We start from the raw sequence: 25,562 nt of genomic DNA on the forward strand, positions 1-25,562 counted from the left end.
AAACCCCGGACCGGGTCCTCGCGTCATGTACGGCATGGACTACGGCGAGCACCAGGCCCCCGTGCGGTACGAAGCGGGCGAGGGCTGTCTGACCACGTTGATCCGGATCCCGGTACGGATCGTGGTGCTGGTCGTCGTGCTGCCCGTACGGATGGTCTGGGACGCCCTGGTGGTGACGGGTCGCGCCGTCGACCGGACGCTGTTGCGCCCGCTGGGCCGGGCCCTGTCCTGGCTGTTCGCGACGCTGGTGGTGACCCCCGCCGGCTGGCTGTACGAGTCGGTGCTCACCCCGCTCGGGTATGCGCTGCGGTGGCTGGCCGCGGCGGTGTTCGTGTGGCCGTGGGTCGCGCTCTGGCGGTATGTGCTGGTGCCGGGGGTGCGGTACGGGCTGGTGGTGCCGGTGGTGTGGCTGTACGAGTCGGTGCTCACCCCGCTCGGGCGCGGGCTGCGGTGGGCGTACCGGACGTTGCTCGCACCTGCCGGGCGCGGGTTCCGTACGGCTGTCGGCTGGGTTCTCACCGCTCTGCTCGTCTGGCCGGTGACCGGCCTGTGGCGGTACGTCCTGGTGCCCCTCGCGCTCGCTGCCGCCTGGCTGGCCGAGCACCTGGTCGTACGGACGCTGGGCTGGGTGTACCGGGAGGCGCTCACCCCGCTCGGCCATGGCATCACCTGGCTGCTCGACCTGCTGGCGCGCGGAATCGCGGCCGCCGCGACCGGTCTGTGGACGGCGACGGTGTGGCTGGTCACGACCCTGCTGGTCGCACCGCTCCGCCGGCTGTACCGGCGGGTCCTGGCCCCGGTCGGCCGGGAGATCGCCGCCGCCTTCGGCGTCGCCTGGCGCGTCGCGGGGTACATCTCGCGGGCCGTCGGCCGGGCCATCGCCTGGCTGGCATGGCATCTGGTCGGGGCGCCGGTGACCTGGGTCTACCGCACGGTCTGCACACCGGTGGGGCATTTCGTGCGCGACCAGGTCTGGGCCCCGGCCAGGCGCGCCGCCGCCGAGGCCGGTCGCACGGCCCGGTCGGCGCTGCGCTCGGCGCGCGAGACCGTGCGCCAGGCACGCCGCGACGCATGGCGGGCCCTGGTAGGCGGGCCGCGGGTGCCCGAGCCCAGGGAACTGAGGACGCCCCTTGCGCGTACTCTGGGTAGTACAACGACTGTGCCCAGCGTGGCGCCCGAACCAGAGATCTCCTCGCTCGGAGAGAAGAACGCCGAGCGGGGGTGAGCCGGACCGGACACCCCGGGCCACCCGCATTTCGAGGGCGGTGCGCCACCGCGTCCGCCCCGCACCGAGGAGAAGAACCACTGGGCAAGCGACAGCCCGAAGGCCCGCCGCCCGCACCGGCAGTGCAGCGCATCCGACTGCGCTACACCAAGCGCGGCCGCCTCCGGTTCACCAGTCACCGTGACTTCCAGCGCGCCTTCGAGCGGGCCCTGCGCCGCTCCGAGGTGCCCATGGCGTACTCGGCAGGCTTCACCCCGCACCCGAAGGTGTCGTACGCCAACGCCGCCCCGACCGGCACGGGCAGCGAGGCCGAATTCCTGGAGATCGCCCTCACCGAGGCCCGCGATCCGGCCGTCCTGCGGGATCTGCTCAACGACTCGCTGCCGGACGGCCTCGACATCACCGATGCCGTGGAGGCCCGTACCTCGGGTCTCGCCGACCGGCTGACCGCCTCCGTCTGGGAGCTGCGCCTCGACGGTGTCGCCGTGGCGGACGCGGCCGAGGCCGTGGCCGCCTTCAACGAGGCGGAGACCGTCGAGGTCCAGCGCCGCGCGAAGAACGGCATGCGCACCTTCGACGCCCGCGCCGCCGTGGTCGACCTGCAGGCCCTTGATCCGCAGGCTGATAGGCCCGAGGACAGGCCCTGTGCGATACTGCGGCTGGTTGTTCGGCACGTGACACCTGCCGTGCGACCTGACGACGTCCTGTCCGGTCTCCGCGTTGTGGCCGACCTGGCGCCGCCGGTCCCCGCAGCGGTGACCAGGCTGGCGCAGGGGCTCTTCGACGAGGAGTCCGGCACGGTGACCGACCCGCTCGCGCCCGACCGCGAGGCAGCCCCGGCCGCACCACCCGCGGCCACCGGGACCGCCGTCGCGACGGCGCCGGAAGGTGCAGGTTCCGCGTAAGGCGGTCGTTGCAGCGCAGCCTTCGACTCGGGAGCCATCCGGTTCGGGCCGCGCGATGACCCATAAGACTTTCGCCAGGCCGTACGCATCTCGCGTACGGAACCGGCGAGCCAGACATTGAGCTCCCGTGCGGCGCCCGCGCCCCGGACGGCGGAGCCGCGTACATCACGCGGACCGTGCCGGACCGGAACCAGGCGCGGCGCCCGGGAGCCTGACGGGAGAACCGCCCGCATGCCCCAGTCCAACGAACCCGGCACGACCGGGAACGCCGAAGAGAACAACGCACCCGGCGACAAGCTGCCGCCGCGCCGCAGGCGCCGCGCAGCGTCCCGCCCGGCCGGTCCGCCGGTCGCGGAGGCGCAGGGCGCAGCCGCGGAAGCGGCCGCGCCGGCCATACCGGCCGTTGACGCCGCAGTGTCCGACAGCAACGCCGACGCCGCGTCGGCAGAGGCCGCCCCGCCCGCCCGTACGCGCCGTCGTGCGGTCCGCAAGGCGACCGCTCCGGCGGGTGCGCCGCAGGCCGCCGAGGTGACCGAGGCCGCCGCGCCTGCCGTGGAGGCCGAGCCCGTGGCCGAGGTCCCGGCGGAGGCGGCGCCCGCGCGTCCGCGTCGTCGTGCGGTCCGCAAGGCGACGGCCCCGGCGGGTGCGCCGCAGGCCGCCGAAGCCGTGGAGATCGTCGAGGAGGCACCGGCCGTGGCCGAGCCCGAGCCGGCCGCCGAGGCCGCCGAGCCCGAGCCCGCCGCACCCCGCGGTCGCACCCGGCGCCGGGCATCTGCCCCGGCCGGTGCGCCGCAGGCCGCCGAAGCGCCTGCCGCGACCGCCGAAACCGTCGTGGCCGCGGAGGAAGAGGCCACCGAGCCCGCCGAGGTCGTCGAGGCCCCGCGCGGCCGTCGTCGTGCGGTCCGCAAGGCGACCGCTCCCGCCGGTGCGCCGCAGGCCGCCGAAGGCACCGAGGACACCGGCGAGAGCCTGCCCGAGGCCGCCGCCGAGGAGCCCGCCGCCGAGCCCGCCGAGGTCGAGGACGCCGCACCGCGCGGCCGTCAGCGCCGCCGGGCCACCGCCGCCGCAGGCCGGCCGGAGTTCACCGGCAAGGCCGAGGAGCCCGTACGCAAGAGCCGCCGCGCCGAGCGTCCCGCCGTGGCCGTGTTCCAGGCGCCGGTCTTCGCCGAGCCGATGTTCCAGACCCCGGAGACCGCGGCCGCGGCTGCTGCGGCGTCGCGTTACGACGAGGCCGAGATCGAGGCCGAGGAAGAGGCCGAGACGGTCGAGGAGCCGACGGCCGTCGTCGAGGCCCCGGCCGCCGAAGCCGCGCCGCAGGGCGGTTCGCGCCGCCGTCGCCGCCGTCGCGGTGAGGCCGCAGAGCCCGAGCAGGCCGCCGCCCCCGCCGCTCCCGCGGTGGAGGAGCAGGCCGAGGAGGAGCACGAGCCGGAGCACGAGGGCGACGCCGAGCACGAGGGCGACGAGACGGACGAGTACGGGGACCGGCCCTCGCGCCGTCGCCGTCGCGGAGGCCGTCGCCGCCGTCGTGGCGAGGCCAACGAGGGTGACGAGGCAGCGGAGCAGCACGGCGACGAGGCCGCCGCCGACCACACCGAGGACGAGCAGGAGCGCGCTCAGGAGTCCGAGGAGGAGGACGAGGAGCACGAGGCGTCCGCCTCCGGATCGAGCAGCAGCCGTCGTCGGCGCCGCCGTCGTCGTCGCAGCGGGGATGTCTCCGCCGAGGCGGACAACGGCACGGACGACCCGGAGCGTACGGTCGTCAAGGTCCGCGAGCCCCGGCGGAAGGAAGCCGAGCGCGAGCCCGGCACCGGCTTCGACGAGGTCCAGTCCATCAAGGGCTCGACCCGTATGGAGGCCAAGAAGCAGCGCCGCCGCGAGGGCCGTGAGCAGGGTCGCCGTCGCGTCCCGATCATCACCGAGGCCGAGTTCCTGGCCCGCCGCGAGGCCGTGGAGCGGGTCATGGTCGTCCGCCAGAACGGTGAGCGCACCCAGATCGGCGTTCTTGAGGACAACGTGCTCGTCGAGCACTACGTCAACAAGGAGCAGGCCACCAGCTACGTCGGCAACGTCTACCTGGGCAAGGTGCAGAACGTACTGCCGTCCATGGAGGCCGCCTTCGTCGACATCGGCAAGGGCCGCAACGCCGTGCTCTACGCCGGTGAGGTGAACTTCGAGGCGCTCGGCATGGCCCACGGGCCGCGCCGGATCGAGACCGCGCTCAAGTCTGGCCAGTCCGTCCTCGTCCAGGTGACCAAGGACCCGATCGGCCACAAGGGCGCCCGCCTGACCAGCCAGGTCTCGCTGCCCGGCCGCTACCTGGTCTACGTGCCCGAGGGCTCGATGACCGGCATCAGCCGCAAGCTGCCCGACACCGAGCGGGCCCGGCTGAAGACCATCCTCAAGAAGATCGTCCCCGAGGACGCGGGCGTCATCGTCCGTACCGCCGCGGAGGGCGCGAGCGAGGACGAGCTGCGCCGCGACGTCGAGCGGCTGCAGCAGCAGTGGGAGGACATCCAGAAGAAGTCGAAGAGCACCGGCAGCTCCAACGCGCCGACCCTGCTCTACGGCGAGCCGGACATGACCGTCCGGGTTGTCCGCGACATCTTCAACGAGGACTTCTCCAAGGTCATCGTCAGCGGCGACGACGCGTGGGAGACCATCCACGGCTACGTCTCGCAGGTGGCGCCCGATCTGACGGACCGCCTGTCGCGGTGGACCTCCGAGGTCGACATCTTCGCGACGTACCGGATCGACGAGCAGCTGATGAAGGCGCTGGACCGGAAGGTCTATCTGCCGAGCGGCGGCTCGCTGGTGATCGACAAGACCGAGGCGATGGTCGTCGTCGACGTCAACACCGGCAAGTTCACCGGTCAGGGCGGCAACCTTGAGGAGACCGTCACCAAGAACAACCTGGAGGCGGCCGAGGAGATCGTGCGCCAGCTGCGGCTGCGCGACCTCGGGGGCATCGTCGTCGTCGACTTCATCGACATGGTGCTGGAGTCCAACCGGGACCTGGTGCTGCGGCGCCTGCTGGAGTGCCTGGGACGCGACCGTACGAAGCACCAGGTCGCCGAGGTCACGTCGCTGGGCCTGGTCCAGATGACCCGCAAGCGGGTGGGCCAGGGTCTGCTGGAGTCCTTCTCCGAGACATGTGTCCACTGCAACGGGCGCGGCGTGATCGTGCACATGGAGCAGCCGACCTCGGTCGGTGGCGGCGGCAAGCGTTCCAAGAAGCGCGGCCGGGGCGGCGTGGACCACGAGCACGTGGCCGAGACCGAGGCCGTGGCAGAGGTCGAGACCGAGGCCGAGCTGGCTGCCGAGGTGGCCGCCCCCGTGGCGCTGCCCGAGCCGGAGTTCGTCCCGGACGAGGAGCTGTACAGCAGCCCGGCCGAGGCCGAGGCGGCCGCCACGCGCGGTCGCGGCCGACGCCGCGCGACCCGCAAGGCGACGGCCCCGGCCGGCGCACCGAAGGCCGCTGCCGCTGTCGCCCCGGCCGTCGAGCCGGAGCCGGTCGTGGTCGCGGAGCCCGAGCCGGTCGTGGAGCCGGAGCCGGCCGCCGAGGCACCGGCCCCGGTGGTCGAGGAGGTCCCCGCGGCCGAGGCGCCCCAGGGCCGTACGCGCCGTCGGGCGACCCGGAAGGCGACCGCCCCGGCGGGCTCGCCGGCCCCGGCCGAGCCGGTCGCCCCGGTGCAGGCCGCCGAGCCGGCCGAGCAGCCGGAGCCCGTCGCCGAGGCCGTGCAGCCCGAGGCCGCACCCGAGGAGCCGGCCGCCGAGGCCGCCCCGCCGCGTGCGCGCCGCCGGGTGACCCGCAAGGTCACCGCCCCCGCGGGCTCGCCCGCCGGTGCGGACGGTGCGGAGGTCGTCGTGGTGACCGGCTCGGCCGAGCCGAAGCCCGACGCCGAGGCGGCCGAGTCCGCCGAGGCGGAGGCCCCGGTCAAGAAGGCGGCCCGCAAGACCGCCAAGAAGGCCACCGCGAAGAAGGCGGCCACCAAGAAGACGGCTGCCAAGAAGACCGCCGCGAAGAAGACGACGGCCAAGAAGGCGGCGACGAAGAAGACGGTCGCCGCGGAGCAGTCGTCGAAGCCCGCCGTCTCGGCCGACACCGAGGCGTAGGCGACAGGGCGGCCCCCGCGGTCACGGAGGCCTCCTCCGCGGCCGTACGGCGCAGCACGAGGGCCGGTGGGCCACACTCCGACAGGGGTGTGGCCCACCGGCCGTTCCGGCCCGCCGCGGACCCATCGGCCGCGTCGGCAGGAATGAACGGGGGAGCGACGGGGAAGGACACAGGGCCCGGTTTGACCCTCCGGACGGCGGCCCGTAATCTTGCCCTTCGGCGTGTTTCCATGCGCCTGTCCCTGAGCAACCCCCTCCCTTCACAGGTGAGAGGCCGCTCGTCCATTCGGATCACCTCGGGCCCCGGCCCGTGTGAGCGGCTGGCATCAGGGGCTTCGTTCCGAGCGAGAGTGAGATCCGCGTGTACGCCATCGTGCGCAGCGGTGGCCGCCAGCACAAGGTTGCTGTCGGTGACATCGTTGAGGTTGACAAGATTTCCACTGCCCAGGTTGGCGACACGGTCGAGCTCTCGACCCTGCTCGTGGTCGACGGCGACGCCGTGACCAGCGACCCGTGGGTGCTGGCCGGGATCAAGGTCCAGGCCGAGGTCGTGGACCACCACAAGGGCGCGAAGATCGACATCCTTCGCTACAAGAACAAGACCGGCTACCGCCGTCGCCAGGGTCACCGCCAGCAGTACACGGCGATCAAGGTCACCGGTATCCCCGCGGCTGCGAAGTAAGGGACTGAGGAGACATGGCACACAAGAAGGGCGCATCGTCCACCCGGAACGGGCGCGATTCCAATGCTCAGCGGCTCGGCGTGAAGCGCTTCGGCGGTCAGGCCGTCAACGCCGGTGAGATCCTGGTCCGCCAGCGCGGCACGCACTTCCACCCGGGCACGGGCGTCGGCCGTGGCGGCGACGACACGCTGTTCGCACTCGCCGCCGGTGCGGTCGAGTTCGGCACGCACCGTGGCCGCAAGGTCGTGAACATCGTTCCGATCGCCGGCTGATTTTCGGCGCTCGTCGAGCGGTTTCTGCGGAGGCGGACCTCACTTCCCGTACGGGAAGCGGGTCCGCCTTTCGCGTGTTTCTCCCATGAGAGACGGCTGTCCCCCAGCAGTACGGCACGAGCCGGCGGGACAGCACGAGTGAGATATTTCTGCACGTATGTAACTGGAGGTTTCAACCATGACCACCTTCGTGGACCGCGTCGAGCTGCATGTCGCCGCGGGTAACGGGGGCCACGGCTGTGCCTCCGTACACCGTGAGAAGTTCAAGCCGCTCGGCGGTCCGGACGGCGGCAACGGCGGGCGCGGCGGCGATGTGACCCTGGTCGTCGACCAGGCGATCACCACGCTCCTCGACTACCACCACCACCCCCACCGCAAGGCCACCAACGGCCAGCCCGGCGCGGGCGACAACCGTTCCGGCAAGGACGGCCAGGACCTGGTGCTGCCGGTGCCCGACGGCACGGTCGTGCTCGACGGGAACGGCAACGTGCTCGCCGACCTGATCGGCCAGGGCACCACGTTCGTCGCCGGCCAGGGCGGCCGGGGCGGCCTCGGCAATGCCGCGCTGGCCTCCGCCCGGCGCAAGGCCCCCGGCTTCGCGCTGCTCGGCGAGCCCGGCGAGGCCCGGGACATCGTCCTGGAGCTCAAGACCGTCGCCGACGTCGCGCTGGTCGGCTACCCGAGCGCTGGCAAGTCCTCGCTGATCTCCGTTCTGTCGGCGGCCAAGCCGAAGATCGCCGACTACCCCTTCACGACCCTCGTCCCGAACCTCGGCGTGGTCACCGCGGGCAGCACCGTCTACACCGTCGCCGATGTCCCGGGTCTGATCCCGGGCGCCAGCCAGGGCCGCGGCCTCGGCCTGGAGTTCCTGCGGCACGTGGAGCGCTGCTCGGTACTGGTGCACGTGCTGGACACCGCGACGCTGGAGTCCGACCGCGACCCGGTCTCCGACCTCGACATGATCGAGGAGGAGCTGAAGCAGTACGGGGGCCTGGAGGACCGGCCCCGCATCGTCGTCCTCAACAAGGTCGACATCCCGGACGGCCAGGACCTCGCCGACATGATCCGCCCGGACCTGGAGGAGCGCGGCTACCGCGTCTTCGAGGTGTCCGCCGTCGCCCGTACCGGTCTGAAGGAGCTCTCCTTCGCGCTCGCGGGCATCATCGCCGAGGCCCGTGCGGCCAAGCCGGTGGAGGTGGCGACCCGGATCGTCATCCGCCCGAAGGCCGTCGACGACGCGGGCTTCACCGTCACGCTGGAGGAGGACGGCATCTACCGGGTGCGCGGCGAGAAGCCGGAGCGCTGGGTCCGGCAGACCGACTTCAACAACGACGAGGCCGTCGGCTACCTGGCCGACCGGCTCAACCGTCTCGGCGTCGAGGACGCACTGGTGAAGGCCGGCGCCCGTGCGGGCGACGGCGTCGCCATCGGCGCCGAGGACAACGCGGTCGTCTTCGACTGGGAGCCGACCCTGGCGGCGGGCGCGGAGATGCTCGGCCGTCGTGGCGAGGACCACCGGCTCGAAGCACCGCGTCCGGCGGCGCAGCGCCGCCGCGACCGCGAGTCGGAACGCGACGAGGCGCAGCGCGAGTTCGACGATTTCAACCCGTTCTAGACGGGCAACGGCCGCTGGAGGAGCCTCTTCCGGCGGCCGTGCACGCTCTCCGCGTCATTCGTCCGGGGGAACCGAACCCGCTCAAGGGTGATCCATGCCGCTCACTCGTGTGGCGTCGGTCACCTGGCAGGGAAGCGGCAATTCCGGTATTCGCCCTGATCGCAAGGCAACAAAAGGTTTCGATACGGCATGCGGTGGCCGACGTCCACCTTGCGAGACGGTAACGGAGAGTGCAACCATCGCTGTATCTCCCAGCCCTCGCAAGGTAGGTCGTCTGTGTCTGCTCAGCACATAGCCAAAGCCCGAACCACAGCAGTCGTGCTCGCCGGCGGTACCGGCCAGCGCGTGGGTCTGTCCATTCCCAAGCAGCTGCTGAAGATCGCAGGCAAGGCTGTCATCGAGCACACGCTGTCGATCTTCCAGCAGGCCGACTCCATCGACGACGTCATCGTGCTGATGGCTCCGGGCTACGTGCCCGACGTGGAGAAGATCGTCGCCAAGGCCGGGCTCACCAAGGTCACCAGGGTGATCGAGGGCGGCTCCACGCGCAACGAGACCACCGAGCGCGCCATCGCGGCCCTCGGCGAGGGCCTGGCCGAGGGCGAGGACCGCAACGTCCTCTTCCACGACGCCGTGCGCCCGCTGCTCTCGCAGCGCGTCATCAAGGACTGCGTCGACGCGCTGGACCGCTACCAGGCGGTCGACGTCGCCATCCCGTCCGCGGACACGATCATCGTGACCCGCACCCACGGCGGCGACGGCGAGTTCATCACCGATGTGCCCGACCGCTCCCGGCTGCGCCGCGGTCAGACGCCGCAGGCCTTCAAGCTCTCCACGATCCGCCGGGCGTACGAAGTCGCCGCGGAAGACCCGAACTTCCAGGCGACCGACGACTGCTCGGTCGTGCTGAAGTACCTCCCCGACGTCCCGATCTACGTCGTGGCGGGCGACGAGTACAACATGAAGGTCACCCAGCCGGTCGACGTCTTCATCGCGGACAAGCTCTTCCAGCTGGCCTCCACGGCCGTCCCGCAGCCGACCGACGACGCCGCCTACCGCGAACTGCTCACCGGCAAGACCCTCGTCGTCTTCGGCGGCTCGTACGGCATCGGCGCGGACATCGCGACGCTCGCCGAGTCCTACGGCGCCACCGTCTACGCACTGGGCCGCTCCACCACCGGTACGCACGTGGAGAACCCGGAGCACATCGACGAGGCGCTCACCAAGGCGTACGCCGACACCGGCCGCGTCGACTACGTGATCAACACCGCGGGAGTGCTCCGCATCGGCAAGCTGGCCGAGACGGACAGCGCGACCATCCAGGAAGCGCTCAACGTCAACTACCTGGCACCCGTGCAGATCGCCCGCGCCTCGTACAAGTACCTCGCCGAGACCAAGGGCCAGCTGCTGCTCTACACCTCCAGCAGCTACACCCGGGGCCGCGCGGAGTACAGCCTCTACTCGTCGACCAAGGCCGCCATGGTGAACCTCACCCAGGCGCTCTCGGACGAGTGGGCGGCCGACGGCGTGCGGGTGAACTGCGTGAACCCCGAGCGCACCGCCACCCCGATGCGCACCAAGGCGTTCGGCGACGAGCCCGCGGGCACGCTGCTCTCCTCCGAGGCGGTCGCCAGGACCTCGCTCGACGTCCTGCTCTCCGAGATGACCGGCCATGTCATCGATGTACGCCAGCAGGACCCGACGCGTGGCGCCTCCGAGGCGTCCGGCTTCGAGCAGGCGCTTGCCGCTGTCCTGGACCGACAGGCCGATGTGTAATACTGCTTGACAATCGACTATTCGGACCCCTGCAGTCGCTATGTGCGAACTGCAGGGGTCCGAATTCGTGAAGCTCTGTCTTCACAATCCCCTCGTAAGGTAAAAAGTCGGCACCCTCGGGAGCGGTACTTCGTGATTTCGAAAGCCATGCGCTTGGCTCGGGTGGGCAGCGGTTCGGAGCTGGCCGCCGCGCTCCTGGTGGCTCTGGGGTTCCCGTGCATAATGCTCGCGGCAATAATCCCCAATCTCTGGTTCTTCGCCGCGGCCACCGCGGTCACCTATCTCGCGGACCGGTATCTGCACCACTGCGGCAGCTATCTGATCAACCGGCTCGCCGCCGTCCGGGCGGGGCTTTCGATCCGCTTCCTGGTCCGGCAACTGCTGCTCATCCTGCTGCTGTCCCGCATGGGATACGGCGAGGAGACGCTCTTCTACGTCACGGTCGCCTGTCTGCTGGCGTTCTACGGACTCCAGGCGCCGCAGAGCGCGATGGTCACCCTGATCCGGCTGCGCCGCAAGCTTCCGGTGGTCACCCGCAACATCGACCTGGCGTCGGTGCGGATCGCCGATGCCCCGCCGCAGCGCCTGATGAGCCGGCCCGCGGAGAAGATGCTGCACCTGGACGTCTTCTCGATGGTGGGCGTGCTGGTCGCGATCGAGACCGGCAAGGAGGCCATCGCGTACGTCGGCCTCGGCCTGACGCTCGTGCTCGCGGTCTGCTACCTGGCGGCGCTGCTGCCGTACGTCCGGCCGAGCCGGCTCGTACCGCCGGAGACCAAGGTCCTCAACGCGGTGGGCGACTGGCTCGCCGAGTACCGGCCGACGGTGATGCTGTACTTCTCCGGCTCCAAGGACTCCGCCTACCAGGTCAACATGTGGCTGGAGACGATGGCCCAGCTCGGCGGGCGGCCGATGATCCTGCTGCGTGAGCGCAACATCCTGCCGCAGCTCGCCACGACCTCGGTGCCGGTGCTCTGCGTGCCCGGCGGCGTGCACCTGATGAACCTGGACCTCTCGTCGGTACGGGTCGCGCTCTACGCGGCCAACGTCGGCAAGAACATCCACCTGCTCCGGGTGCCGACGATGAAGCATGTCTTCATCGGCCACGGCGACAGCGACAAGATCGCCAGCGTCAACCCGTACAGCAAGGTCTACGACGAGGTGTGGACCGCGGGCCGGGCCGGCCGCGACCGTTACGCGCTGGCCGACGTAGGCGTGCGCGACGAGGACATCGTGGAGGTGGGCCGCCCGCAGCTGGCCGCCATCCAGCCCTGGTCCGGCACGGGCAAGAACCCGATCCCGACCGTGCTGTACGCCCCCACCTGGGAGGGCTGGGACGACAACCCGGGCAACACCTCCCTGCTGCTGGCCGGCGAGAACATCGTCAGGCGGCTGCTGAAGGCCGAGCAGCCGGTCCGGCTGCTCTACAAGCCGCACCCCTTCACCGGCACCCGCAGCGCCAAGGCCAAGGCGGTGCACCTGCGCATCACCGCGATGATCGAGCAGGCCGCCGCCCAGCGCGCCACCGACCCCCGCTGGGCGGAGCAGTCGGCCGCGCTGCAGGGCGAGCAGGCCGAGGCGCGGGCCGAGCTGGCCCGTATCGAGGCACGGCTGGCCGAGCTGGCCGGCGGCGGGCGCACCGCGCGGGACGAGGCGGAACTGTCCCGGGACTCGCTGGCCGACCCGGCGCGCGAGGCCGAGACGGCGAAGCTCAAGGACGAGTGGAACGCGGCGTCCTGGCGTGCGCAGGGCTGGTGGGAGCACCGGGTCATCACCGGCGCCCAGATGCGGCTGTACGACTGCTTCAACGAGTCGGACGCCATGGTCTCGGACATCTCCAGCGTGGTGTCCGACTTCATCGCGAGCGGCAAGCCGTACGCGGTCACGGACTCGGCCGAACTGGGCGAGGACGAGTTCCGCCGGCATAACACCGCAGTACGCGCCGCGGTGATCCTGTCCAACTCGGCGGTCGAGCTGGACGCCCTGCTCGCCGCGGTGACCGATCCGGCCGCGGACACCCTGGCGGATGCCAGGAGCGAGCTCAAGCAGTACCTCCTCGGCCCGGACGAGCCCACCTCGATCGTGCAGTTCGACACGGCCGTGACGGAGCTCGCGGCCAAGTCCGACGCGCGGAACGCCGGAGTGGCGACGAGCCTGGGCGAGCCCGTGGGCGGCTGAAAGTCGACCATCGCCATTACATGATCGGGTAAGGCCCGGCATAGCCCTCCAAAGGGTTGTGCCGGGCCTTTGTGATGAGTGTCACCATTTAGTCGTGTGGCGTCAGACAACCAACGGACCGGGCCGACTGTCTTCTGTTTGTGTGAACGAGACGCAAATTCCTGACGTGACTGTGGTTGTCGGTGCATATGAGGCGATGCCCTATCTCATACGCTGTCTCGAATCGGTGGAGGCGCAGACCATCGGTGCGGATCGGATCGAAATCGTCGCAGTCGACGACGGTTCCACCGATGGCACCGGTGAGTATCTGGAGGAATTCGCCGCGAAGTCGAAAGTTCCGACCAGAGTGGTCAGGCAGAAGAACTCCGGCGGTCCCAGTGGTCCGCGTAATGTGGGGATCGGTCTGGCCCGCGGCCGCTATGTGTTCTTTCTGGACGCGGACGACTACTTCGGCGACGAGGCCCTGGAGCGGATGGTGGCCATGGCCGACCGGGCGGGCACCGATGTGGTGCTCGGCAAGGTGGTCGGCGTGAACAGAGGGGCGCCGCAGTCGATGTGGCGGGCCACCAAGGAACGTGTCGACGTCTACAATTCCAAGGTCATTTACACCCTGAGCGCACAGAAGCTCTTCCGGCGTGAACTCCTGGAGCGTCTCTCCCTGAGGTTCGACGAGAATCTCAGAACCGGTGAGGACGCCCTCTTCACGATGGAGGCATATCTGCGCGGTGCCGGGGTCTCGGTGATCTCCAATTACGTCTGCTATTACCTGGTGGGGCGTGACGACGGGAAGCACGTCACGAAGAGCGGCACCTATGAATGGCGCTTCGACTCGATGCGGGCCATGATGGCGCTCATTCACCGGATCGAGCCCGCGGGTCCGAAACGGGATTTCCTGATGGTCCGTCCCTTCACGGTCGGGATGCTCCAGCAGTTCGGCCCCGTCGTGCTGAAGGATTCCGAGGAAGTCCGGCGGCGCAAGATAGAACTCGCGGCTCCGCTGATGGACACGTACTGGCACGACGGCGTGGCCCGGCTGATCAAGGTGCCGGAGCGGCTGCGTCTCGCCTGTGTGGCACGGGGCAGAATGGATCTGCTCATCGAGGTGGTGCGGTACATCCGGGCGAAGACGGTCCCGGACGTGGTCCGCTCGCGCAACGGTGACACGCTCTACCTCGCGTACCCGCACTTCCGCGACAGGTCGGCCGGTCTGGCCGAATCCAACTACGAGGTCACCGTGCCGGACTGGCACGACGGCAAGCGCATCGAGCAGCCGAAGGCCGCCGCCCGCCGGGCCTCGCTGTCCAGGCGGGTGGCCCGCAGGATGCGCCGCGACTTGAGGCGATGGAAGGAGCGGCTGAGCGTGGAGTGACGGCCGCTCGACCGTCGGGCGGCCGCCGAGTGCGCCGCACGACGGATTCACCGAAGATCACGAAGAGAAGCTCAGTAAAATCATTCGGACGTCGCGCCCGCGACAGGACCGACAGATCACCATGGGGACTGGTCACGTGAAGGCTCTCGTACTATCCGGAGGGGCCGGCACCCGCCTGCGTCCCATCACCCACACCTCGGCCAAGCAGCTGGTGCCGGTGGCGAACAAGCCCGTGCTGTTCTACGGCCTGGAAGCCATCGCGGAAGCGGGCATCACCGAGGTCGGCATCATCGTGGGCGACACCGCGCCCGAGATCCGCGAGGCGGTCGGCGACGGTTCCGCGCTCGGCATCGAGGTCACGTACATCCCGCAGGACGAGCCGCTCGGCCTCGCCCACGCGGTGCTGATCGCGCGCGACTTCCTGGGGGACGACGACTTCGTCATGTACCTCGGCGACAACTTCATCGTCGGTGGGATCACCGGTCTGGTGGAGGAGTTCCGCGCGGACAAGCCCGACGCGCAGATCCTGTTGACGCAGGTGCCCAACCCGACCTCCTTCGGCGTCGCGGAGCTCGACGCCGACGGCCGGGTGGCGGCGCTGGAGGAGAAGCCGAAGGAGCCCAAGAGCGATCTGGCGCTCGTCGGCGTCTACCTCTTCACCCCCGCCATCCACGAGGCGGTCCGCTCGATCGAGCCGTCCTGGCGCGGCGAGCTGGAGATCACGCACGCCATCCAGTGGCTGATCGACCAGAAGCGCGACGTGCGCTCCACCACGATCCACGGTTACTGGAAGGACACCGGCAACGTCACCGACATGCTGGAGGTCAACCGGACCGTCCTGGAGGCCGTCGAGCCGTTCCACGAGGACGCCGAGGTCGACGAGGACAGCGAGATCATCGGCCGGGTGCGGATCGAGGCGGGTGCCAAGGTCAGCGGCAGCCGCATCGTCGGGCCCGTGATCATCGGCGCCCGTTCGGTGATCAGCGGCGCGTACGTGGGCCCGTTCACCTCGGTCTCGGAGGACGTCCGCATCGAGGACAGCGAGATCGAGTACTCCATCGTTCTGCGGGGCGCCTCCATCGCCGGTGTCCGCCGCGTCGAGGCGTCGCTCATCGGCCGTGACGTCGAAGTGACCCCCGCGCCCCGATCCCCGTCCGCCCACCGACTCGTACTCGGCGACCACAGCAAGGTGCAGATCTCTTCATGACCACCAACATCCTGGTGACCGGCGGCGCCGGCTTCATCGGCTCGCACTACGTCCGTACGGTGCTCGGCCCCGAGGGCCCCGGCGACATCGCCGTCACCGTGCTCGACAAGCTCACCTACGCGGGCAACCCGGCCAACCTCGACGAGGTGCGCGACCACCCCGGTTTCCGGTTCGTGCAGGGTGACATCTGCGATCCGGAGCTGGTCGCCAAGCTGATGGCCGAGCACGACCAGGTGGTGCACTTCGCCGCCGAGTCCCACGTGGACCGTTCCATCGACGGCGGCGCCGAGTTCGTCCGGACCAACGTCGTGGGCACCCACACCCTGATCCACGCCGCGCACCTGGCGGGCATCAAGACCTTCGTGCACATCTCCACCGACGAGGTCTACGGCTCGATCGACGAGGGCTCCTGGCCCGAGACCGACCCGCTCGCGCCCAACTCGCCGTACTCCGCGGCCAAGGCGTCCAGCGACCTGATCGCGCTCTCGTACCACCGCACCCACGGCCTCGACGTGCGGGTGACCCGCTGCTCCAACAACTACGGGCACCACCACTTCCCCGAGAAGGTCATCCCGCTCTTCGTCACCAACCTGCTGGACGGCAAGACGGTCCCGCTCTACGGCGACGGCGCCAACGTCCGCGACTGGCTGCACATCGACGACCACGTCCAGGGCATCGAGCTGGTCCGCACCAAGGGCCGGGCCGGCGAGGTCTACAACATCGGCGGCGGCACCGAGCTCTCCAACAAGGAGCTCACCGGCCTGCTGCTGGACGCCTGCGGCGCCGACTGGGACACCAGCGTCACGTACGTCGAGGACCGCAAGGGCCACGACCGCCGCTACTCGGTCGACTGCACCAAGATCCGCGAGGAGCTCGGCTACGAGGCCCGCAAGGACTTCCGCACCGGCCTCGCCGAGACCGTGCAGTGGTACCGCGACAACCGCGCCTGGTGGGAGCCGCTGAAGGACCGGGCCGCGCTGTGAGCGCCGTCTGGCTGGTCACCGGAGCCGCCGGGATGCTGGGCCAGGACGTCCTGGCCCGGCTCGCCGGTGAGGACGTCACCGCGGTCGCCGCGGACCGGGCGGCCGTGGACATCGCCGACCCCGCGTCGGTGCGGGCGGCCTTCGAGAGGCACCGCCCCGCCGTGGTGGTGAACTGCGCCGCCTGGACCGCGGTCGACGACGCCGAGTCCCAGGAGGACGCCGCGCTGCGGGTCAACGGCACGGGCCCCGCGGTCCTCGCCGAGGCCTGCCGCGAACACGGTGCCGTGCTCCTCCAGGTCTCCACCGACTACGTCTTCGCCGGTGACGGCGAGAAGCCGTACGCCGAGGACGACCCGACCGGACCGCGCAGCGCCTACGGCCGCACCAAGCTGGCCGGCGAGCAGGCCGTGCTGAGCACCCTGCCGGAGACCGGTTACGTGGTCCGCACCGCCTGGCTCTACGGCGCGGGCGGCGGCAACTTCGTCCGTACGATGATCAAGCTGGAGGGCATCAAGGACACCCTCGACGTGGTGGACGACCAGCGCGGTCAGCCCACCTGGACCGTCGATCTGGCCGACCGGCTGGTCCGGCTCGGGCAGGCCGCCCGCACGGGCACCGCGCCCGCCGGCGTCTACCACGGCACCAGCGGCGGCGAGACGACCTGGTTCGGCTTCACCCGGGAGATCTTCCGGCTCCTCGGCACCGACCCGGAGCGGGTCCGTCCCACGACCAGCGAGGCCTTCGTACGGCCGGCTCCCCGGCCCGCCTTCAGCGTGCTGGGCCACGACCGCTGGGCCGCGGCCGGGATCGAACCGGTCCGGGACTGGCGGGCGGCGTTGGAGGAATCATTTCCGGCGCTTGTAGCAGCAGAGCGGCCATGATCATCAATTGATCGTACAGACGGTCAAATCTCGTCGAATTTCAAAGATGTTCACGACGAAGGTTTACATGGGGGAGAACGCTTACATCACAGTGCGGTCATGAGGTAACTTCGCCGGGAACCAGACCAGTTGGTTTTCTGCGAAGGGCTGCTCCACGTGAACCGCCACGACTTCCTGCGTCATCTGCACCGCGTCTACCGTCCCCGGAACTATCTGGAGATCGGGGTCAACGACGGCAGAAGCCTGGCCCTCTCACGGGTCCCTTCCGTCGCCGTCGACCCCGCCTTCCGGGTCGTGACGGACATCAGCTGTGACGTCCATCTGGTCAAGGCGACGAGCGACGACTTCTTCGCCCGCAAGGACCCTCTGCTGCACCTGCGCAACGGCCGCAACCCGTTCCGCGCCCTCGCCCGCCGCGATCCGCTCAACGTTCTCGGCGGGGACCCGAAGCTGGAGCTCGCCTTCATCGACGGCATGCACCTCTTCGAGTACGCCCTGCGCGACTTCATGAACGTGGAGAAGCACGCCCGCTGGTCGAGCGTGATCGTGCTGGACGACATGCTGCCGCGCGACGTCGACGAGGCGGCCCGCGACCGGCACACCAAGTACTGGACCGGTGATGTGTACAAGGTGGTACAGGTGCTGCGCCGCTACCGCCCCGACCTGGTGGTCGTCGAGGTGGACACGGAACCGACCGGCGTGGTCGCCGTGTTCGGCGCCAACCCGGAGAGCGATGTCCTGAAGAACGCGTACGACAAGATCATCGAGGAGTTCGTCGTACCCGATCCGCAGGACGTGCCCCAGGAGGTACTGGTCCGCAAGAACGCCGTCCGGCCCGAGACGCTGCTCCGCGCCGACTTCTGGCCGGCCCTGGCCCGCGCCCGCAACCTGCGCCGCCCGCGCTCCGCGTTCGCGCCGCTGCGCTCGCGCATCGAGGCAGTGACGGGCTGACCCCACCCGGACGGCGCGAAGCCCCCGTGATCCGTACGGACCGCGGGGGCTTCGGCGTACCGGTGGCTCAGCCGCGGGCGCGCAGCTGCGCGTAGTACTCCTGGCACGCCTCGTACGTGGGCAGCAGGCCCTGCTCCTCGGCCTCGGCCAGCGAGGGCGCCGCGGCGTCCTTGTCGGACAGCAGCGGGGTGATCCCCTGCGGCCACTCGATGCCCAGCTCGGGGTCGAGCGGGTTGATGCCGTGCTCGCGGCCGGGCGCGTAGCCCTCGGAGCACAGATAGGCGACCGAGGCGTCGTCCGTCAGCGCCATGAAGGCGTGGCCGAGGCCCTCGGCGAGGTAGACGGAGTGGTGGTCGACGTCGTCGAGCCGGACGGCTTCCCACTGCTTGTACGTGGGGGAGCCGACCCGGATGTCCACGATGACGTCGAGCACCGCGCCGCGCACGCACTTGACGTACTTCGCCTGGCTCGGCGGCACGTCGGCGAAGTGCACGCCGCGCAGCGTTCCCCGGCTGGAAATGGAGAAGTTGGCCTGTGCCAGCCGCAGCGTGTGCCCGACGGCCTCGCTGAGTTCCGACGCCTTGAACCACTCGTGGAAGCTGCCGCGGCTGTCCGGGAAGACCTTGGGCTCATGCACCCAGGCCCCTGCGATGGAGAGCTGCCGCATGCGATCACGTCCTTGTTCTGGTGCTCGTGGCCGATGCACTCGGCCGGTGTGTGCTGGTGGGAAGCGTACGGAGGTACGGGCGCGGGTCAGCCGGTGAACCGGGCGGCGAGGCGACGCGCCCGCTTGCGGCTCTTGGCGGGGAGCCTGCGCACGATGGGGCCGCCGACGGTGCGCAGGGCGCGGCGGAGCTTCGCCTTCCTGCGCCTGCCGACGATCCCCCGCATGATCTCGGCGTCGATCGCGGGCAGGTCCTGGGCGACGGTGATCCGGCCGCCCTTGCCGACAGTGACGTCGCAGAGGTGGAACGGGGGGTTCTTGTCGCCGTCCAGCCGGACCGCGAGCTTCCAGGTGCCGGGTGCGACGCCCGGCGCGCGGTCGGGCACGGTGAGGTGGGCCCGGCCGTCGGTGGGGCGCAGGGTGGTGCGGAGCTGGTGGGACGGCCCGTCCGAGCCGTCCGCCGGGCTCAGGACCAGCGTGGTCGCGGAGGGCGCGGTGGCGGACGTGGTGAACAGATCGAGCCGCAGTTCGGTACGGCCGCCGGGGGAGCGCCGGACCGGACGCCCTTCGAGGTATTCGGCCAGCCGCTTGGCGCGGCGGGCCACATCGAGGGTGATGTTGCCGTGCGGGTCGGTGAAGTACGGGATGACGGCACGGGCCGGCGAACCCAGCGAGGCGGGCAGGCAGGCGGCGTCCACCTCCGGGGCGCGGTCGGCGCCGAGCCGGGCCTTGCGGACCAGACCGAGACCGCGCAGCGGCACCCAGACGTCCCAGAAGCCGCGCGAGACCCGGCCGCGGCCCTTGACCGCCTCCGAGCCGATCTGGCCGGTGCCGTGCAGAACGACCTCGCAGACGTCGTCGCCGAGCTCCTCGACCCGGGCGGTGAAGCTCGCGGGGCAGGACCACTCCACGGCGGTCTCGCGGTTGCGCAGCGACAGCTCGGCGGAGAATCCGGACATGTCGTCGGTGACGTCCAGGAGCTCGCCGTCCGGCAGCAGACCCTCGGTGAGGTCGGGGTGCAGGAAGTAGCGCCCGTCGCGGCGCAGCAGCGTCAGCGGGGTCTGGTCCTCGCCGTGGACGAGGCGGCCGCTGATGGTGAGGTCGATCCTGCCGTCCGGCCGCCAGTCGAACTTCTCCAGACGGGCCACCGCCTTGACCGACGCGGCGAAGCGGGAGATCCGGACGAGGCCCTGGCGGTCGTCGTTGCGCAGCAGCGTGGAGCGCAGCCGGAGCACCGGGCCGAGCCCGTCGTGCACCCCGTCGTCCATGAAGTCCGCGGCCAGGCCCTGGACGGCGTCGCACATCTCGTCCAGGTACGCGGGGTCGTACTTGAGGACGGCGGGCTCGCTGAGCCGGCCGAGCATCTCGACGCGGTAGAAGCGGCGCAGCAGCATGTCCCGGAACTCGCCGGGCTCGGTGTTGTCCACGACGACGTCGAGCACCTCACGGAGGTTGCCGTAGTAGCCGGACGGGACGATCTTCGCGGATCCGGCGTTCTGGCCGTCGTCCCGCCGCGAGTAGTAGTAGCAGGTGTAGTTGCCGAGGATCGAGACGACCTTGGCGGGGAAGTACGCCTGCATCATGTAGAGCTGGTCCTCGAGCCGGCGCTTGCCCTCGGGGTAGGCGATGCCGTTCTCGCGGAGGAACTCCGTACGGAACATCTTGTGCGGCGTGAGGCTGTCGTACAGGGGCGCGTCCTGCAGGGTGCACTTCTCGCGGTTCTTCTTGAACACGCCGTGGGGGACGCCGCGGAAGTTGCTCGCCACCTTGCCGATGACGATGTCCGAACCGTTGCGGTGGCCCATGTCGTACAGCCGCTGAAGGGCGCCGGAGGCGAGGTAGTCGTCCTGGTCGACGAACTGGACGTACTCGCCCTTCGCCTCGTCCACACCGATGTTGCGGGGCTTTCCGGGCCAGCCGGAATTCGGGATGGTGATGACACGGAAATGCGGGTGTTCCCCGGCCAGCTTCTCGAGCCGCTCACGAGTGTCGTCCGTCGAGCCATCGTTGACGAAGAGAACTTCGAATTCCCCTGCGGGGAGGGTCTGTCGCAGCAGCGAGTCGATGCAGGGGTCGATGTACTTGCCCGGGTTGTATACAGGAATGACGACACTTACTTTGACTGGCATTGCTGCTGTCCCATGTCTGCTAGAAGTCCCTCTGGCCGGCGGCGGATGCGGGGCCTGCGGTGCTGAAAATGGGCATAGGAAGCCACCCGCCGTGCACCCTATCGGCTGTTAGATGATCGAGACGCCCCGATGGTTGCCTGCTCCGGCGCAGCGTGATTCTGCCGACAGTGTGCCGATTCTGCCCGAGGAGTCGATAGCCATTCGGTATGTGCGCGCGGTCGCGCGGACGAAAAACCGGTGCGGTGGAACCGCGGAGCAGCACTGTTCCGGGGTGCCACGGCCCGCCCGGCCGTGATCACGGGTGCGGCGGACGCGGTCCAGAGGGCGGAACACACAGGCGCCGTTTTCGCCGCTCGCGTAGATTGCGGGGGCTGGCGAGGCCGAATCATTGGGGATGGACGTGTCAGGGGCAAGACAGGGCGTCACAGAGGCCCGCAGGATCGTGGTCAAGGTCGGTTCCTCATCCCTCACCACCGCGGCGGGCGGCCTCGACGCGGACCGTGTCGACGCGCTCGTCGACGTACTGGCCAAGGTGAGAAGCGGCGGGGAGCGCGAGATCGTGCTCGTCTCCAGCGGCGCCATCGCGGCCGGGCTCGCCCCGCTCGGACTGCTGCGCCGGCCCAAGGACCTGGCCAGACAACAGGCCGCCGCCAGTGTCGGCCAGGGACTGCTGGTCGCCCGCTACACCGCCTCCTTCGCACGGTACGGCGTACGCGTCGGCCAGGTGCTGCTCACCAGCAACGACACCAGCCGCCGCGCCCACTACCGCAACGCCTACCGCACCCTCGACCAGCTCCTGGACATGGGCGCGCTCCCGGTCGTCAACGAGAACGACACCGTCGCCACCGACGAGATCCGGTTCGGCGACAACGACCGGCTCGCCGCGCTCGTCGCCCATCTCGTCCGCGCGGACCTGCTGGTCCTCCTCTCGGACGTGGACGGCCTCTACGACGGCGACCCCAGCACCCCGGGCACCTCGCGGGTCGCCGAAGTGGCCGGCCCCGAGGATCTCGCGGGCGTCACCATCGGCAGCGCCGGGAAAGCGGGCGTCGGCACCGGCGGCATGGTCACCAAGGTCGAGGCCGCCCGGATCGCCACGGCCGCCGGGGTCCCCGTCGTCCTCACCTCGGCGAGCCGGGCCGCCGACGCCCTGGCCGGACGCGACACCGGCACGTACTTCCACCGCACCGGACGCCGCTCGGCGGACCGGCTGCTCTGGCTCGCGCACGCCTCCACCCCGCAGGGTTCACTGACCCTCGACGACGGGGCCGTGCAGGCGGTCGTCGAACGCCACAGCTCGCTGCTGCCCGCCGGAATCGCCTCGGTCGAGGGCGAGTTCACCGCCGGTGACCCGGTGGAGCTGCGCGACCTCGAAGGCCGGCCCGTGGCCCGCGGACTCGTCAACTTCGACGCCAAGGAGATCCCGCAGCTGCTCGGCCGCTCCACCCGCGACCTGGCGCGGGAACTCGGTCCGGCCTACGAGCGCGAGGTCGTACACAGGGACGATCTGGTCGTACTGCACACCTGACAAACCCCTGAAACGGCTGAAAGTCCAGTCTTGGGGCAGAGACCTTCACGAAAACCGCCCCATCCCCGGCCGCGGACTGGTCAACTTTGTAGCGGGGAAACAGCGGGGTAACAGCACAGCAAACGCATTCACAGGAGGCCGCCGGTGAGACGAGCGCGCCCGGGGGCGCCGCCCCGAGGAACGGGTGGCCGGGCCCTGACCAGCGTCGGAGCAGGTTCCGGCTTCGACAGGAACCGGACCACGGAGCGAGGGGACGACCGGACCACCCGGCCCGAGCAGACGGTGGTGAAGGAGGAACGCACCCCGTCGAAGCTGTGGCACATCACGCTCAGCGTCTCGGGAGCCGCCACTCCGCTGAGTGAGATCAGACGCGGACTCGAACAGCTCGCGCACGACCATCCCTTCCTGCTGACCAGCAGGTACGCCAACGACCACGCGGAGATCCGTTACTGGGAAGAGGCCCGCGATCTGCACGACGCGGCGGCCGTCGCGCTGCGGCTGTGGGGCGAACACCGCTCCACGGCCAGGCTTCCGCCCTGGGAGATCGTCGGCCTGGAGGTCATCGACCGCGAGACGTACCACCAGCGCGTCGCCGAGGGGTACGGGCCGCCCCCGGCCGCTCCGGTCGGAGTGCACCCGTACTGACGGGACACCCGCTGCCGGGGCGGCCGTCCCGGCAGCACGGTCGTCCCGCAGTACGGTCGTCCCGCACCACGGCCGTCTCGCATCACGGGATAAGTGACGGATGCCCGCAGTGTGCGCACTACCCTGCGGGCATGACCACGCTCTCGCCGTACGACAACATGTCCCCGGTCGCCCAGGCGGCCTACCGGGCACGCTCCGCCGCCGCCGACATCGCGCCGCTGCCGCGCGCGGCGAAGGACGACGCGCTGCTGGCGATCGCGGACGCGCTGGAGGTGCGGACGGCCGAGATCGTCACGGCCAACGCCGAGGACGTCGCCCGCGCCCGCGAGGCGGGGACCAGCGAGTCGATCATCGACCGGCTCACCCTCACCCCGGAACGGATCCGCGCCATCGCCGCCGATGTGCGGGACGTGGCGGCGCTGCCCGACCCGGTCGGCGAGGTCGTCCGCGGCTCGACCCTGCCCAACGGCATCGACCTGCGACAGGTCCGGGTGCCGCTCGGCGTGGTCGGGATCATCTACGAGGCCCGGCCCAATGTGACGGTCGACGCCGCGGCCCTCTGCCTGAAGTCGGGCAACGCCGTCCTGCTGCGCGGCTCGTCCTCCGCGCACTCCTCCAACGTCGCACTCGTACGGGTGCTGCGCGACGCGGTCGGCGGCTCCGGGCTCCCGGCCGACGCGGTGCAGCTGGTCCCGGGCGAGAACCGCGACTCGGTACGCGAACTGATGCGGGCCCGCGGCCTCGTCGACGTCCTCATCCCGCGCGGCGGCGCCTCGCTGATCCGTACCGTGGTCGAGGAGTCCACCGTGCCGGTCATCGAGACCGGCACCGGCAACTGCCATGTGTACGTGGACGCGCAGACCGATCTCGACATGGCCGTGGACATCCTGATCAACTCCAAGGCGCAGCGCCCGAGCGTCTGCAACGCCGCCGAGACGCTCCTGGTCCACAAGGACGTCGCCGCGCAGTTCCTGCCGCGCGCCCTGGACGCGCTGGCCGACGCGGGCGTGACCGTGCACGGCGACGAGCGGGTGCTGGAATACGCCGAGGGCTCCAAGGCCACCGTGGTGGAGGCGACGCCGGAGGACTGGGAGACCGAGTACCTCTCCTACGACATCGCCGCGGCCGTCGTGGAGTCGCTGGACGCGGCCGTCGCACACATCCGCCTCTGGTCCTCCGGCCACACCGAGGCGATCGTGACCACCTCCCAGGCCGCGGCCCGCCGCTTCACCCAGCTGGTGGACTCCACGACGGTGGCCGTGAACGCGTCCACCCGCTTCACCGACGGCGGTCAGTTCGGCTTCGGCGCCGAGATCGGCATCTCCACGCAGAAGCTGCACGCCAGGGGCCCGATGGGCCTGCCGGAGCTCACCTCGACGAAGTACATCGTCACGGGCGACGGCCACGTGCGGTGACCTTCCGGGTTCGGTGAATGTTTGCGGGCGCCCTGCCCAGAACGACCCGGCGGGGCTAGTCTGGAGCCGTGCCGGACGACGTGGGGGGCAGGCCGTTCCCGGACGGCTGGGAGCCCGACGACGACCGCGGGGGCGCGGACGAGGACTTCGCCTCCGTGGTGTTCGACGAGGACTTCGTACGGGCCGCCGAGATCCATGAGCCGACCGCCGTCGAGCGGCTGCTGGCAGCCGCCCAGGCGCGTGCCGAGGCCGAGGCCTCCCGGGCGCCGGCGGGCGGCGGCCCCATGGACGACGACCTCTACGACGAGGGGTGTGGCCCCGGCGCGTACGGCCGCCAGAGCGCCTACGGCGATCCGCCGGACCCCGATGGTGACGCGTACGAAACCGGCCCCTACGGGCGCCACGGCGGCGCTCTGCGGCCCTACCGTGGTGCGGCGCGCTGGCACCGGCCGGTGGCCTGGCTGCTCGCCGTGCTGATGGGCATCGGCATGGTCGCGCTGGCCTTCAGCGCCGTCTACCGCAACTCCTCCGGCAGCCGCCAGGACCCCGCCCCGCCGCCCGCCACGACCGGCGTGGACAGCGCTCCCGGCTCCGCCCCCGGCCCCGCTCCATCGGCCTCCACGGGCTATCTGCGCCCCACGGTGTCCGCGTTCCCCCGTACGGACTGAGGCGCGCGCCGACAGCGGGGCGGGCTCTCGTGTGCCGGCGCATGCCCGCGCGTACCCGATGTGCCCGGGTATCCGCGAATGCTCTTGTATGCCCCACTCCCTTCGCATTCCACGCACGCCCTGAAGGCGTGCCCACGGGCTCTGGCGGGACTCCCGGCCGGTTCTCCCGCGGTTCTTCCCGGTTCTCTCGCGGCTGGGCGTTTACCCCGGTCGTAATCGACCTACCCTGAAGGTGTGACCCCTCTCTTCGAGGGGGCTTCTCACTCGTCCGTACATGCGCAGTCGTGCGACGTCATACGAACTCATGACGGGCAGGCCCTGTCCGAAGCCGATCGGCCGAAGCAGAGCGAAGCGTT

The 25,562-nt window shown here is 70.5% G+C and carries 19 protein-coding genes; 17 read left to right on the top strand and 2 right to left on the bottom strand.

Annotated features, from left to right (window positions below; all coding sequences use genetic code 11):
• The first annotated feature begins 34 nt into the window (after window positions 1–34).
• The 13 genes from ACFV8T_RS04690 to ACFV8T_RS04750 all read left to right on the top strand — a co-directional run bounded on the left by ACFV8T_RS04690 (window position 35) and on the right by ACFV8T_RS04750 (window position 18,157).
• Entirely contained in the window at window positions 35–1,225 is a 1,191-nt protein-coding gene (locus tag ACFV8T_RS04690; RefSeq protein ID WP_385324777.1) for a hypothetical protein, read from the top strand.
• Window positions 1,226–1,347: 122 nt separating this feature from the next.
• Window positions 1,348–2,130 carry a TIGR03936 family radical SAM-associated protein gene (locus ACFV8T_RS04695; RefSeq protein ID WP_385324512.1) on the top strand — a complete coding sequence of 261 codons (783 nt, stop codon included), beginning with the start codon at window positions 1,348–1,350 and terminating at the stop codon, window positions 2,128–2,130.
• Window positions 2,131–2,361: 231 nt separating this feature from the next.
• Window positions 2,362–6,243, top strand: a complete 3,882-nt coding sequence (locus ACFV8T_RS04700; protein ID WP_385324514.1) for a ribonuclease E/G — start codon at window positions 2,362–2,364, stop codon at window positions 6,241–6,243.
• A gap of 361 nt (window positions 6,244–6,604) precedes the next feature.
• Window positions 6,605–6,925 (top strand): 50S ribosomal protein L21, encoded by a 321-nt coding sequence (gene rplU, locus ACFV8T_RS04705; protein WP_030921216.1) that lies wholly within the window; start codon window positions 6,605–6,607, stop codon window positions 6,923–6,925.
• A 14-nt stretch (window positions 6,926–6,939) separates the two neighbouring features.
• Window positions 6,940–7,197, top strand: a complete 258-nt coding sequence (gene rpmA / locus ACFV8T_RS04710) for a 50S ribosomal protein L27 (protein ID WP_018103204.1) — start codon at window positions 6,940–6,942, stop codon at window positions 7,195–7,197.
• Window positions 7,198–7,375: 178 nt separating this feature from the next.
• Window positions 7,376–8,812, top strand: a complete 1,437-nt coding sequence (obgE, locus tag ACFV8T_RS04715) for a GTPase ObgE (protein ID WP_385324517.1) — start codon at window positions 7,376–7,378, stop codon at window positions 8,810–8,812.
• Window positions 8,813–9,088: 276 nt separating this feature from the next.
• Window positions 9,089–10,588 carry a D-ribitol-5-phosphate cytidylyltransferase gene (locus ACFV8T_RS04720; protein ID WP_385324520.1) on the top strand — a complete coding sequence of 500 codons (1,500 nt, stop codon included), beginning with the start codon at window positions 9,089–9,091 and terminating at the stop codon, window positions 10,586–10,588.
• A 147-nt stretch (window positions 10,589–10,735) separates the two neighbouring features.
• Window positions 10,736–12,766, top strand: a complete 2,031-nt coding sequence (locus ACFV8T_RS04725) for a hypothetical protein (RefSeq protein WP_385324779.1) — start codon at window positions 10,736–10,738, stop codon at window positions 12,764–12,766.
• A gap of 142 nt (window positions 12,767–12,908) precedes the next feature.
• Window positions 12,909–14,135 (top strand): glycosyltransferase family 2 protein, encoded by a 1,227-nt coding sequence (locus ACFV8T_RS04730; RefSeq protein ID WP_385324523.1) that lies wholly within the window; start codon window positions 12,909–12,911, stop codon window positions 14,133–14,135.
• Between the two features lie 136 nt (window positions 14,136–14,271).
• Window positions 14,272–15,342, top strand: coding sequence for a glucose-1-phosphate thymidylyltransferase (locus tag ACFV8T_RS04735; RefSeq protein ID WP_072483610.1), 1,071 nt, complete (start codon window positions 14,272–14,274; stop codon window positions 15,340–15,342).
• Complete coding sequence (gene rfbB, locus ACFV8T_RS04740; protein ID WP_266419312.1) at window positions 15,339–16,325, top strand: dTDP-glucose 4,6-dehydratase; 987 nt, start codon at window positions 15,339–15,341, stop codon at window positions 16,323–16,325. Before ACFV8T_RS04735 ends, rfbB begins: the two co-directional genes overlap by 4 nt.
• On the top strand, window positions 16,322–17,206 hold the full coding sequence (gene rfbD, locus ACFV8T_RS04745; protein ID WP_385324525.1) for a dTDP-4-dehydrorhamnose reductase: 885 nt from the start codon (window positions 16,322–16,324) through the stop codon (window positions 17,204–17,206). Before rfbB ends, rfbD begins: the two co-directional genes overlap by 4 nt.
• 156 nt (window positions 17,207–17,362) lie before the next feature.
• Window positions 17,363–18,157, top strand: a complete 795-nt coding sequence (locus ACFV8T_RS04750) for a class I SAM-dependent methyltransferase (RefSeq protein ID WP_266419318.1) — start codon at window positions 17,363–17,365, stop codon at window positions 18,155–18,157.
• A gap of 67 nt (window positions 18,158–18,224) precedes the next feature.
• Here the strand turns inward: ACFV8T_RS04750 and rfbC are convergent, their stop codons facing one another.
• Together rfbC and ACFV8T_RS04760 are read right to left on the bottom strand one after the other, a co-directional pair.
• Window positions 18,225–18,824, bottom strand: coding sequence for a dTDP-4-dehydrorhamnose 3,5-epimerase (rfbC, locus tag ACFV8T_RS04755; RefSeq protein ID WP_385324528.1), 600 nt, complete (start codon window positions 18,822–18,824; stop codon window positions 18,225–18,227).
• Window positions 18,825–18,910: 86 nt separating this feature from the next.
• Window positions 18,911–20,950, bottom strand: a complete 2,040-nt coding sequence (locus tag ACFV8T_RS04760; RefSeq protein WP_385324530.1) for a glycosyltransferase family 2 protein — start codon at window positions 20,948–20,950, stop codon at window positions 18,911–18,913.
• Between the two features lie 442 nt (window positions 20,951–21,392).
• Here ACFV8T_RS04760 and proB point away from each other — a divergent pair, with 442 nt between their 5' ends.
• The 4 genes from proB (at window position 21,393) to ACFV8T_RS04780 (ending at window position 25,206) form a co-directional block, all read left to right on the top strand.
• On the top strand, window positions 21,393–22,478 hold the full coding sequence (gene proB / locus ACFV8T_RS04765) for a glutamate 5-kinase (protein ID WP_385324782.1): 1,086 nt from the start codon (window positions 21,393–21,395) through the stop codon (window positions 22,476–22,478).
• A gap of 144 nt (window positions 22,479–22,622) precedes the next feature.
• Window positions 22,623–23,123 (top strand): hypothetical protein, encoded by a 501-nt coding sequence (locus ACFV8T_RS04770; RefSeq protein ID WP_385324533.1) that lies wholly within the window; start codon window positions 22,623–22,625, stop codon window positions 23,121–23,123.
• 131 nt (window positions 23,124–23,254) lie between these two features.
• Entirely contained in the window at window positions 23,255–24,538 is a 1,284-nt protein-coding gene (locus ACFV8T_RS04775) for a glutamate-5-semialdehyde dehydrogenase (RefSeq protein WP_385324535.1), read from the top strand.
• Between the two features lie 68 nt (window positions 24,539–24,606).
• Window positions 24,607–25,206, top strand: a complete 600-nt coding sequence (locus ACFV8T_RS04780; RefSeq protein WP_385324537.1) for a hypothetical protein — start codon at window positions 24,607–24,609, stop codon at window positions 25,204–25,206.
• Window positions 25,207–25,562 lie beyond the last annotated feature (356 nt).

It is taken from the genome of Streptomyces sp. NPDC059832 (assembly GCF_042731715.1).
In the GTDB taxonomy this organism is placed as follows: domain Bacteria; phylum Actinomycetota; class Actinomycetes; order Streptomycetales; family Streptomycetaceae; genus Streptomyces.

Bases quoted from the DNA above. Each gene is read 5' to 3' on its own strand.
- ACFV8T_RS04690 (WP_385324777.1), top strand. From the start codon at position 35: ATGGACTACGGCGAGCACCAGGCCCCCGTGCGGTACGAAGCGGGCGAG.
- ACFV8T_RS04775 (WP_385324535.1), top strand. From the start codon at position 23,255: ATGACCACGCTCTCGCCGTACGACAACATGTCCCCGGTCGCCCAGGCG.
- rfbC (WP_385324528.1), bottom strand. From the start codon at position 18,824: ATGCGGCAGCTCTCCATCGCAGGGGCCTGGGTGCATGAGCCCAAGGTC.
- rfbB (WP_266419312.1), top strand. From the start codon at position 15,339: ATGACCACCAACATCCTGGTGACCGGCGGCGCCGGCTTCATCGGCTCG.
- ACFV8T_RS04725 (WP_385324779.1), top strand. From the start codon at position 10,736: ATGCGCTTGGCTCGGGTGGGCAGCGGTTCGGAGCTGGCCGCCGCGCTC.
- obgE (WP_385324517.1), top strand. From the start codon at position 7,376: ATGACCACCTTCGTGGACCGCGTCGAGCTGCATGTCGCCGCGGGTAAC.
- ACFV8T_RS04760 (WP_385324530.1), bottom strand. From the start codon at position 20,950: ATGCCAGTCAAAGTAAGTGTCGTCATTCCTGTATACAACCCGGGCAAG.
- rpmA (WP_018103204.1), top strand. From the start codon at position 6,940: ATGGCACACAAGAAGGGCGCATCGTCCACCCGGAACGGGCGCGATTCC.
- ACFV8T_RS04700 (WP_385324514.1), top strand. From the start codon at position 2,362: ATGCCCCAGTCCAACGAACCCGGCACGACCGGGAACGCCGAAGAGAAC.